Genomic DNA, 11,164 nt, shown 5'->3' with positions numbered 1-11,164 from the left:
TCAGAAATTCCATGATTTATTATTTATTTACCTTTACTGTTAAAAATAAATATATATTATTAATATAGGTTCAACTTATTATAAGTATATGTACTGATTTTTTTGCTACTTACAGACCATGGTTCCAAAAGTAATAAAAAAAAATTTAGGATTGGTATCTGGAGGCTGAGGATCGCTAGAATTAGTAATTAAGTCATTAAGTCCAAAGATTTCAATCTTAGCTAATTTATTTTTATAAATACCTGCAATTATGAATTATGATGATAGTTGCTATTGTCAACGATGCCATGTTTCTCTATGCTAAAACTATAGCATTTGATAGGTTTAATCATAATAATGGGAATTCCCTTGAAAACTATCTAGAGACAACACTGGCCTCAATGCTTAAGTTAACTATTGGTCAATAGGAGGAAAATAAATGCCAATTGCTGTGGGAATGATTGAAACTAGAGGGTTTCCAGCGGTAGTAGAGGCTGCTGATGCTATGGTTAAAGCAGCTAGAGTTACTCTGGTCGGTTACGAAAAAATTGGTAGTGCTCGTGTAACAGTAATTGTCCGAGGAGATGTATCAGAAGTACAAGCTTCTGTTGCTGCAGGTATAGAATCAGCCAAACGAGTTAACGGTGGTGAGGTAGTATCAACTCATATCATTGCTCGTCCCCACGAAAACTTAGAGTATGTATTGCCAATTCGATATACTGAAGAAGTCGATCAGTTCCGAACTTATTAGTTAGCAAGACTCATTTGAGGCAGTGAGAATTACTACAAGTATTTTGACTAGAACTGGTTGATGAAAAGTTTTTTTTGCAGATAACTGCAAATATAATGATTAAAATCTTAGAACTAAGTAACTTTGCAGATCAAAAATCTACATCTGTGACCAATAATGCTTGACTTTCACAAGCTTTAGGATCGTGCTTTAGGTTCTGTAAGAAAAAACACCAACTTTACCCTAAGATCTTAGGGCAATCATTATTTAAGAGATTGCCCATTCCAGGGAAAGCCTTCAAAAATTATCATCTAAAATTCTAGTAAATTTAGGAATTAATCACTCCCCAACTTAGAGCATTATTTGGAAAAGCAATTATTATTCCAAATAGCCATAGCTAGGATAAAGTCAATACATATACAAGTAAAGCAAAAGAATATCACGGAGTAAGAATAATGTCAATTGCCGTCGGGATGGTAGAAACCCTAGGCTTTCCAGCAGTCGTAGAAGCAGCAGATGCAATGGTGAAAGCTGCACGAGTTACCCTTGTTGGCTATGAAAAGATTGGTAGTGGTCGGGTAACTGTGATCATTCGCGGAGATGTATCAGAAGTACAAGCTTCAGTAGCAGCAGGAGTTGATAACGTCAAGCGGGTGAATGGAGGCCAAACAATGTCTACCCATATCATCGCTCGTCCCCATGAAAACCTAGAGTATGTTTTACCTATTCGTTATACAGAAGAAGTAGAACAATTTCGTGACAGCACCAACGCTGTTCGTCCAGTAAATAGACCATAACTTGATTGCGGATAGCAGGTTTTGAGATTGAACTGAAAAAGAGAATTTACCTAGAAGGTGTTTCCTAGAGTCAAACAACAGTAGATAAGTTTCCTACTTTTAAAAGCTGTATTCCTTGGAATGAGGATTTTATGATCTACAAGAGTTAAATGGAGTATACCGTCAACAGATATAGTTCCATTCGTGAACTTCTGGAGTTTATTGAATCCTCAATCCTGACTGTGGAACTGTAAAATAGTTTCTGTTTTGAGTCTGACCACTAAAAGCTGCAATTTTTTAGATGCGATAAATATCTGAGACGCAGCAAATATATCAAAGCACTCAGCAATAATCAGTCAATATTTACTGAACGCTGAAGGGTATTTTATGGCAGTTAGGCATGACCGTAATATCCTACAGACTAGAAAAATCTAGCACCTTTGGGTAGAAGCAGAAGATATTAGTGAGCATTAGTGACTAAATTCTAGCACATAATAAAACCGAGAGTGAAAAACAACTTTTCAGGTTTCAATCTAAAATCTCATATCTGAAAATCATGTAATTAAATTAGAGATCATGCAAATTGCCAAAGTTCGTGGCACTGTTGTTAGCACCCAAAAAGAGCCTAGTTTACAAGGAACAAAGCTACTTCTGCTGCAATTCATAGACGAAGAAGGCCATCCATTGCCTAAATATGAAGTAGCTGCCGATAATGTCGGAGCCGGAATAGATGAATGGGTTCTGGTTAGTCGAGGCGGAGCAGCTCGTGAAATACCTCGTAGTGAACAACTGCCTATAGATGCCAGAGTAGTCGCAATTATTGACACAATCACAGTGGACAATAGCATGATCTACGGTAAAAAAGACCAATATCGTTAAACAGTCCATTAACTACCAATAGCTTGAACTGTTGGATGTTGAAATCTTGAACTACAAAATATTTACTTAGTACACCAACACCCAACATTTAGCTTCAGGAGAAAAAAATATGCCACACCGCAACGAAGCGGCTCCACTAACCCCCTGGTCACAAAATTTGGCACAGCCAAAGATCGATCGGACAGCGTATGTTCACTCCTTTTCCAATATTATTGGAGATGTCCGCATAGGAGGCCATGTATTAGTAGCTCCCGGTACATCAATTCGTGCTGACGAAGGTACTCCCTTCTTTATCGGTGCAGGAAGCAATATTCAAGATGGAGTAGTCATCCACGGTTTAGAAAAAGGAAGAGTAGTAGGAGATGACAACGAAAACTATTCTGTATGGATAGGTAGAGATGTTTCGATCACCCACAAAGCTCTAATTCACGGCCCCTGCTATATTGGGGATGAGTCTTTTATCGGTTTTCGCTCTACAGTATTTAACGCCCGTATTGGTGAAGGCTGCATCGTGATGCTGCACGCTCTGATCCAAGACGTAGAAATTCCTCCCGGTAAGTATGTACCTTCAGGAGCAATTATTACAAATCAACAGCAAGCAGACCGTTTGCCAGACGTACAACCAGCAGATCTGGAATTTGGCCATCATGTGGTGGGAATCAACGAATCTTTACGAAAAGGTTATATCTGTGCAGCCGATCCCTCCTGTACTAACAAAGTGAAAAATAAAATGAATAGCAATTACAGTAACGGTAACGGTTACAAATCTTCTGTAGCAACTGGTTCTTTAAGCCCAGAGGTAGTTGCTCAAGTAAGACAGCTAGTATCTCAAGGATACCATATTGGCACAGAACACGCTGATGTTCGTCGCTTCAAAACTGGTTCCTGGAACACTTGTTCTCCAATTCAAAGCAAAAATCCTTCAGAAGTAATAGGAGCTTTAGAAGCTTGCGTCGAAGAACACGCTGGAGAGTATGTGCGTCTGTTTGGTATTGACCCTAAAGCCAAACGCCGAATTTCTCCAATTATGATTCAACGGCCTGATGGCAAAAAAATTCCTCAAAAATCGACTACTGGTAATTATAGTGTTCCCGCTGCTTTTGGCGGTCAACCTGCTACAACAAATAACACAGGATTAACTCAAGAAATTGTAGACCAAGTAAACTCCTTGCTATCTCAAGGATACAAAATTAGCACTGAGTATGCTAATGAACGTCGCTTTAAAACTAGCTCTTGGCAAAATGGCCCGACTATTTCAGAAAGCAGTGCCTCACAAGTATTACCAGCTATAGAGCAGTTTTTGGCAGAACATAGCGGTGAATATGTACGTTTGATAGGCGTTGATCCTGTAGCTAGACGTCGTGTTGTAGAAACATTAGTTCAACAGCCTGGCGATCGCCCTATTAAGCAATCTGCTGCTGCCTCTTTCACTGCTAAAACCCCTGCAAATAGCCACGTTAGTAAGCTAAACACAGGATTAAGTCAGGACGTTTTAGCTCAAGTAGGTTCCCTATTTAATCAAGGATATCGCGTCAGCATAGAACACGCTAATGCACGTCGCTTTAAGACTAGCTCTTGGCAGAGCGCTCCCATTTCGGCACAGACTACTGCACAAGCAATAGAGGAATTAGAAGCAGCTTTGGCACATTATAGTGGGGAATATGTACGTTTAATTGGTGTCGATCCTGCTGCTAAACGTCGGGTGTTGGAAGTATTGATTCAGGAGCCAAATGGCAAACGCCAAGGAGTTACTACAGCTTCTAATGGAGCAGGTAATAGTAAACCTCCTATTTATAATACTGCTCATACCAGTGTATCGAGTCAAGGCAGTGGGTTCAAGACAGAACTAAGTCAGGAAGTTTTAGCTCAAGTAGGTTCACTATTTAATCAAGGACATCGCATCGGCATAGAGCACGCTAATGCACGTCGCTTTAAGACTAGCTCTTGGCAGAGCGCTCCCATTTCGGCACAGACTACTGCACAAGCAATAGAGGAATTAGAAGCAGCTTTGGCACATTATAGTGGGGAATATGTACGTTTAATTGGTGTCGATCCTGCTGCTAAACGTCGGGTGTTGGAAGTATTGATTCAGGAGCCAAATGGCAAACGCCAAGTAGTTCCTACAGTTTCTAATGGAGCAGGCAATAGTTATCAACCATCATATAATAGTGTAACAGCTACTGCTAGTACCCAGAAGCTAACTCAAGAGGTTGTAGAACAAGTTCGCTCTTTGATTGCGAGTGGCTACAAAATAGGTACAGAGTATGCAGACCAACGCCGTTTCAAGACTAGCTCTTGGAAAACTGATACTCAAATTAATGGCAAACGTGATGCTGATGTTTTCCCAGCTATTGAGGAAACTCTAGCTCAACACGAGGGAGAATATGTCCGCTTAATTGGTATCGATCCTCAAGCTAAACGCCGTGTTTTAGAAATGATTATTCAGCAACCTAACGGTAAGGCTAAGTAAAAAAAAACCAGAAAGTCAAAAGTTCAAAGTTGTAACTTTTGACTTTCAGTCGGATATTTGAAAGGAGTATTTATGCAGTTTACACCACTACAACCAATTGATAATACTGAACCTTTTGTTAGTGGTGATGTAAAAATTGAGCCGAATGTTGCGATCGCATCTGGTGTCATTCTCCAAGCTGCTGCTGATTGTCAGATAGTTATTGCTACAGGGGTTTGTATTGGTATGGGAGTTATTCTTCATGCTTACCAGGGCAACATTAAAGTTGAGTCGGGAGTCACCATTGGTGCAGGAGTGTTAGTAGTTGGTAAGAGTAAAATAGGGGCTAATGCTTGTATTGGTTCAGTGGCAACGATTATAGAGCATGATGTTGAACCAAATCAAGTTGTACCACCGACTTCTATTATAGGGGAGTCTGGACGACAAATCTTAGAAAATTCTACTACAGCTCCATCTCAACCTCCATCTCAAACAGTTTTAACACCACACATAACAACCACTACTAAAAGTAATGATGATTTGTCAGTAGACCCGGAATTAAGCAGTAGTTCTGAATTGAGTGAAGAAAATCTTTCTCAAACAAGTACTTTTAATTATCCAGATAATCATCAGGAATTAGGCAGTAGTTCTGAATTGGATGAAGAAAATATTGCTCAAACAAGTACTTTTAATTATCCAGATAATCATCAGGAATTAGGCAGTAGTTCTGAATTGGATGAAGAAAATATTGCTCAAACAAGTACTTTTAATTATCCAGATAATCATCAGGAATTAGGCAGTAGTTCTGAATTGGATGAAGAAAATATTGCTCAGAAAAGTACTTTTAAGTATCCAGGTAATCATCAAGGACTAAACAGTAATTATCAATTTTTCAAAAAAACTGAACCTGAAAATGATAATTCTAATGCCCTTGTTAATCAAGAATTAACAAATAATTCTTCATCACCAGACCAAGAAAAAGCTAAAAATGAAGAAGAAACTCAAAATAAAATTGAGCAGGCTAAAACTCAACTACAAGAAGAAGCACCTGAAACCACGAAAACTCCAATCTACGGACAAGATTATGTAAATAGGATGATGAAAACTTTATTTCCTCATAAAAATTCTCTTAGCTCTCCTCCCGATGAAGAAGATTAGAAAAGTCATATTGGGTTAGTAAGGGAAACACAGAGGTAGTAGATGCCGAGGATTATAGCAATTTTTGTTACTTTTGACTGATGTTAGTTGAGATAAACTAAAAAATCTGATTTAGAGCAGGATATTTGTAGCAGATAAACAGCAGTCGGATAATTGACAATATAACTATTTTTTGATACAAGAAGGCTTGCTAATTTCAAAAAAAATATAATATAATTTGATAAATGTAGAGAACTAGCTGACAAAACTTTACTCTCATCCAGGGACAAAAAATTATTCAAAGTCTCTTTCAAGTAAAGTCCAATCAGCTCAACTATATTAATTTCTATTTTTGATTTTATATAAAAAAATCCTGAACTAGCTCTAAAGACCATCACCTTTGAAAAACCTAGCCAAAGAAAGGACATTTCTACAAATTTTCCACCATGCGGACTGCCTACCAATATAAATTAAGGCCCAACAAAGAACAAATAGCCACTATTCAATTGTGGTTGGAATTGTTGCGTCGGCAGTACAACTATAGGTTAGGAGAGCGGTTTTCGTGGTGGTCAGAAAATCGTTGTCCAGTTAACGCTTGCCCTTTGGTGATGCCAATTCCTCAACTAAGAGATAATCCAGATTATTACTCTCAAAAACGAGATTTAGTCAATACCAAAGATAAGTTTCCTGAATACAAGCTAATTCATTCTCAGGTATTACAAGACTGCACAAAACGGGTAAAACTTGCCTTTGATAGATGGTTTAAAGCAGACAAAAACGGTAAGGATTCAGGTAAACCAAGGTTCAAAGGAAAAGGACGTTATCGCAGTTTTACTTATTCTCAAATAAAACTAAATTGCATAGAAGAAAATAAAATTAATTTGCCCTACCTAGGAAAGGTAAAGTTAATTCAGCATCGTCCAATACCAGAAGGGTTTATAATTAAAACTGTTACGATTAGTCGTAAAGCAGATGGTTATTATGTGACTTTATCCTTAGAAGAAAAATCAGTTCCAGCTTTAACAAGTGAAGTTGAACCTACATTAAAAAATACTCTGGGAATCGATATGGGACTGAAGGAATTCTTAGTAACAAGTGAAGGAGAATCTGTTCCCATACCCCAATACTATCGAAAATATCAGCAGCGATTAAAGACTCTACAGAAACGTTTATCTCGAAAGAAAAAAGGTAGCAAAAGGTGGTTAAAAGCTGTTAAATTTGTAGCCAAACAACATAAAAAAGTAGCCGATCAACGTAAAGATTTCCACTTGAAAACAGCTAATGAATTGTTATCAAAAGCGGATATTATCGCCCATGAAAACTTAAACATTAAAGGGCTAGCAAAGACCCGTTTGAGTAAATCAATTAACGATGCTGGATGGGGACAATTCTTATCTATTTTAACTGTCAAAGCTGGAAATGCTGGACAAAAGACTATAGCTGTGAACCCCAAAAATACAAGCCAAGATTGCTCAAATTGTGGAGAAAAAGTCCCTAAAGAATTAGACATACGAACTCATTCTTGTCCGCATTGTGGCATAGTAATAGACCGCGACTTAAATGCGGCGATAAATATCAAAAATAGGGCGGTAGGGCATTCCGTCCTTAAAGCTCGTGGAGCCCGATGCAATAGCAGGGCAGGGAAACGAGAAGCCCACACTATAGCGGCAGCTTAGTGTGGGAGTATGTCACGTGGGTTCACTGCTACACCGAAGTAAAGAGATAGAAAATGAAAATACAGACCCACAATAATCATAATCTAGAGTCTCTTGAATCGCCAATCAACTTTGGAGATTCAGCTCTTGGTTTAATCACAACTCGGAGTTTTCCTGCCATAGTTGGTACTGCTGATATGATGCTCAAGTCATCTGGGGTTATTCTGGTAGGATATGAAAAAATTGGTAGTGGATATTGTACTGCGGTAGTCCGTGGTGGTGTTGCTGATGTTCGTCTAGCGATAGACTCTGGAGCAGAAACAGCGAAAGAATTTGGACAACTTATTTCTCATACTGTGATTCCTCGACCTTTAGCTAATTTAGAAGCTGTACTACCTATTGGCAGTCTTTTATTTCAATTGTCTCAAGGTAGAGTATCAGCTCAGTTTAAAAATAAGGCAGTGGGTCTAATAGAAACTAAAGGTTTTCCAGCAATGGTGGGAGCTTGTGACGCAATGCTCAAAGCTGGTGATGTACAGTTGACTGCTTATGAAACGACAGGTGCAGGTTTATGTACTGCGATTGTCCGGGGTTCGGTTTCTAATGTGGCAGTGGCAGTGGAAGCTGGAATGCACGAAGCAGAAAGAATTGGAGAATTAAATGCTGTAATGGTAATTCCTAGACCATTGGATGATTTAGAAAGAACATTACCTGTAGCTACTTATTTAATTGAAGAAAAACTTGAACCTCTACGTCTGCCATTGGCAATTACAGAAAAAGAAAAGGAGCTTGTGAGATTACCCGATTTTTCTCAACTTCCTGTACCTATAAAAGAAGAAGTGAAGGAGAAATCATAGACCTTAGTAGGGTGTGTTAGGCGCTTTTCCTTCAAGGAGTTTGCTCCTCAAATATACAATAGCGCCGTAACGCACCATTTTTTTTATGTAATATCAAGTCTATATTATAGCTATCTAACACACCCTACTACTAACACACCCTACTGGACTTTACTACTAGAATACCTCTGCCCCTTTGGTCTTCCCCCCTTTCAAAGGGGGGTTAGGGGGGATAAATTTTTTACCACATTTTCAAGCTTGACGCGCCACTACTGGACTTAAATTTTAAACAAAAGCGCCACCATCTCTACGAGTAACACCAATCACAGAAGGTCTTGGTGGTAGCAAACCATTAAAACTACCTCCAGGATTACCTACATAACCTGTATTACTAGGCCAGTTACTACCACGAGGTACACTTCGCTGCTGAGTGAAGAGAGTGCCATCCAAATTTAGCATCTCAATATCACGACCTAGTTGAACTCCATCTCCAATAGGTGAGCTTTCCCCAGGATGCTGTACAGCTAATAGTAGAGTTTCATCTACACCACTACTATTTCTGATAAAGTATGGTCCAGTAATTTCGCAACGAGGGGGACCATAAGCGAAAGGTACAACTAATCCAGCATTCGGTCCAACAACAGGAATATAGAACACCCAATTGTTACCAAATGTTCCTCTCAAGTTACCAACACTTCCAGTTTGAGTGTGGTCGATCTCTCTTATCTCTCCAGCAACACCAGTGTCGAAGCCATTGTGACTACTGGTAGACATATCTGTTACACCCCAGATATTACCTAGAGTATCAATTTCTAGGTTATCTACATTAGCAAAACCTGCACCATTAATAGCACCATCTTCTCCACTCTGCTCAAAAGCTGACCAAGTAAAAGTGGTACTTGTAGCATCGCTATTAGTTTCAATGATTCGGTATATACCGCCAAAAGGTTGAGTAGCATCAACATCCGCAGAGTATTTACTTACAACAAAAATTCTGGAGTCTGGATATCCATCTCCACCAGGTCCAGCATCTGTATAAGCAATAAATACACTACCATCACCAGGGTGAACTTCTACGTCTTCAGGACGAGCAGTAGGAGTAGCACCTACTAAGTTAGCAGCTAAGAAAGCATCAACTAAAATCGCACCTTGGTTATTGTAAAAATCTCCTAGAGTCCTTCCCTGATAATTAGATAATACGCTTTCATTTGTGAGGTCTACAATGAAAGACCCACCATCCTGTTCTGCTCCAGGAATACCAGCACGTTGAGGTAAGCGAATTCGGCCATCTCTTTGAGCTTCACCAAAAGCGTTTAATTCAGCTTGAGCAATCTCGCTTGGTGATAGAGGATTGGTGGGAGTGCTAGGAACTAATGGAATCCACTGACCAGAGCCATCAGGATTTAATCGTGCAGCATAAAGAGTCCCACTTTCAAATAATTGACTATTATTTGGGTCAGTAGTACTAGAAACAATACCGTCACTTACAAACTTCCAGGTATGACCACCACGACGGTCATCTCCCATATATGCTACTAATGGTCTGCCTGCTTCTACTCTAAATGCAATATTTTCATGGCGGAAACGACCTAGAGCTGTATGTTTTCTGTTTTGGAAACTTGGGTCTGCTGGAGAAATTTCTACCATCCAGCCATACTTTTCACCGACTAAACCAAAGATAAAACCTATCTCTTGATCTTCGTCATAACCAGTTTGAGTACCATTAGGTAGTACAGATTCGGTAACGCTACCTTGGAAGTTTTCTTCTGCTGTGAGAATTGTTCCCCAAGGAGTTGTACCACCAGAACAATTAAAAGCTGTACCAATAATTCGATTACCAAGTCCATCAGAACTGAGGGGGAATACATCAGTAGCAGCAGGTCCAGTACCTATTAAGAAGTTCTGGTCTCCAGTTTGATAGCTTGCTGTACCCCAAGATGTGACACCTTGATAACCATCAGAACGTTCAGAGTTAATTCCTAGTCCAGATAAGAGGTGTACTCGACGATTAGCATTATCTGCGACAGTAGCATAACGACCATTACCGCCTTTAGTGATACGGACAATAGACCCACCTTGGTTATAAGCAAATTCCCCACGGGTGAAGGAGCTCTCTTGAGATAAATCTAAACCCAGTACAAGTTGGTCTGTTGTGGGGAAACCAGCTAGGTCATCACCACCTAGTAATGAGGATATGGGATAAGAGACATACTCATGGTTAACCCATAGGTAGCCATCATCAGGATTACCATTAATAGGGATAAAGCTTACATAGTCGCAGTTATAACCAAAGTATTCTTCTGGGTTAGGAAATACGCGATCGCCCCAAGCAGCAATTACATACCTTTCATATTCAGGTGGGACTACTACATCATCAAAATATTCATAGGATTGCAGTGCTACATCCTGACCAGATCCTATAGTACTTCCTCCTCCAGCAATTCCAAAGGGTACGAAGCTAGGGTTACTTTGATAAGCTTCTAAAGGATGTGCCAATTTTAGGGGTGTAAAACTCAAACCTGTAGTTTGAGCTTGAGCTACTTCGGAGCTACTACCTAAAAAATTGCCAATTTTTGGTGATAGTGCTGTAGCTGCTGCGCTACATCCGAAGAACATTAATAGTTTTCTGCGAGTTAGTCTGGACATAAAATTTTTTCTAGTTCTTCTTCCCTCTACAGAGAGGCGGTAGATTACAAATTTTCAATCTATTGCTAGCAGTATTT

The 11,164-nt window shown here is 39.4% G+C and carries 9 protein-coding genes; 8 read left to right on the top strand and 1 reads right to left on the bottom strand.

Annotated elements, in window-relative coordinates; genetic code table 11:
* The first annotated feature begins 257 nt into the window (after positions 1-257).
* From D5R40_RS36065 to ccmO, 8 genes are all read left to right on the top strand, one after another.
* Entirely contained in the window at positions 258-407 is a 150-nt protein-coding gene (locus D5R40_RS36065) for a hypothetical protein (protein ID WP_161564658.1), read from the top strand.
* A gap of 11 nt (positions 408-418) precedes the next feature.
* Positions 419-730, top strand: coding sequence for a carbon dioxide-concentrating mechanism protein CcmK (locus D5R40_RS26005; RefSeq protein WP_124146612.1), 312 nt, complete (start codon positions 419-421; stop codon positions 728-730).
* 434 nt (positions 731-1,164) lie between these two features.
* Positions 1,165-1,506, top strand: coding sequence for a carbon dioxide-concentrating mechanism protein CcmK (locus tag D5R40_RS26000; protein WP_124146613.1), 342 nt, complete (start codon positions 1,165-1,167; stop codon positions 1,504-1,506).
* A 555-nt stretch (positions 1,507-2,061) separates the two neighbouring features.
* The gene (gene ccmL, locus D5R40_RS25995; RefSeq protein WP_124146614.1) at positions 2,062-2,364 is read left to right on the top strand and encodes a beta-carboxysome shell vertex protein CcmL; all 303 of its coding nucleotides are present in this window, start codon (positions 2,062-2,064) and stop codon (positions 2,362-2,364) included.
* 109 nt (positions 2,365-2,473) lie between these two features.
* A complete protein-coding gene (ccmM, locus tag D5R40_RS25990; RefSeq protein ID WP_240041653.1) occupies positions 2,474-4,834 on the top strand; it encodes a beta-carboxysome scaffolding protein CcmM in 2,361 nt (786 codons plus the stop codon).
* 72 nt (positions 4,835-4,906) lie between these two features.
* Entirely contained in the window at positions 4,907-5,971 is a 1,065-nt protein-coding gene (ccmN, locus tag D5R40_RS25980) for a beta-carboxysome scaffolding protein CcmN (RefSeq protein ID WP_124155444.1), read from the top strand.
* A 425-nt stretch (positions 5,972-6,396) separates the two neighbouring features.
* A complete protein-coding gene (locus tag D5R40_RS25975) occupies positions 6,397-7,626 on the top strand; it encodes an RNA-guided endonuclease InsQ/TnpB family protein (protein WP_124146616.1) in 1,230 nt (409 codons plus the stop codon).
* Between the two features lie 53 nt (positions 7,627-7,679).
* A complete protein-coding gene (ccmO, locus tag D5R40_RS25970; RefSeq protein ID WP_124146617.1) occupies positions 7,680-8,462 on the top strand; it encodes a beta-carboxysome assembly protein CcmO in 783 nt (260 codons plus the stop codon).
* 264 nt (positions 8,463-8,726) lie between these two features.
* Here the strand turns inward: ccmO and D5R40_RS25965 are convergent, their stop codons facing one another.
* Positions 8,727-11,087, bottom strand: a complete 2,361-nt coding sequence (locus tag D5R40_RS25965) for a PhoX family protein (protein ID WP_124146618.1) — start codon at positions 11,085-11,087, stop codon at positions 8,727-8,729.
* Positions 11,088-11,164: the final 77 nt, after the last annotated feature.

The sequence above is a fragment of the Okeania hirsuta genome (assembly GCF_003838195.1).
GTDB lineage: Bacteria > Cyanobacteriota > Cyanobacteriia > Cyanobacteriales > Microcoleaceae > Okeania > Okeania hirsuta.
This window is presented reverse-complemented; position numbering and strand designations above follow the sequence as displayed.

Bases quoted from the DNA above. Each gene is read 5' to 3' on its own strand.
- D5R40_RS36065 (WP_161564658.1), top strand. From the start codon at position 258: ATGATGATAGTTGCTATTGTCAACGATGCCATGTTTCTCTATGCTAAA.
- D5R40_RS26005 (WP_124146612.1), top strand. From the start codon at position 419: ATGCCAATTGCTGTGGGAATGATTGAAACTAGAGGGTTTCCAGCGGTA.
- D5R40_RS26000 (WP_124146613.1), top strand. From the start codon at position 1,165: ATGTCAATTGCCGTCGGGATGGTAGAAACCCTAGGCTTTCCAGCAGTC.
- ccmL (WP_124146614.1), top strand. From the start codon at position 2,062: ATGCAAATTGCCAAAGTTCGTGGCACTGTTGTTAGCACCCAAAAAGAG.
- ccmM (WP_240041653.1), top strand. From the start codon at position 2,474: ATGCCACACCGCAACGAAGCGGCTCCACTAACCCCCTGGTCACAAAAT.
- ccmN (WP_124155444.1), top strand. From the start codon at position 4,907: ATGCAGTTTACACCACTACAACCAATTGATAATACTGAACCTTTTGTT.
- D5R40_RS25975 (WP_124146616.1), top strand. From the start codon at position 6,397: ATGCGGACTGCCTACCAATATAAATTAAGGCCCAACAAAGAACAAATA.
- ccmO (WP_124146617.1), top strand. From the start codon at position 7,680: ATGAAAATACAGACCCACAATAATCATAATCTAGAGTCTCTTGAATCG.
- D5R40_RS25965 (WP_124146618.1), bottom strand. From the start codon at position 11,087: ATGTCCAGACTAACTCGCAGAAAACTATTAATGTTCTTCGGATGTAGC.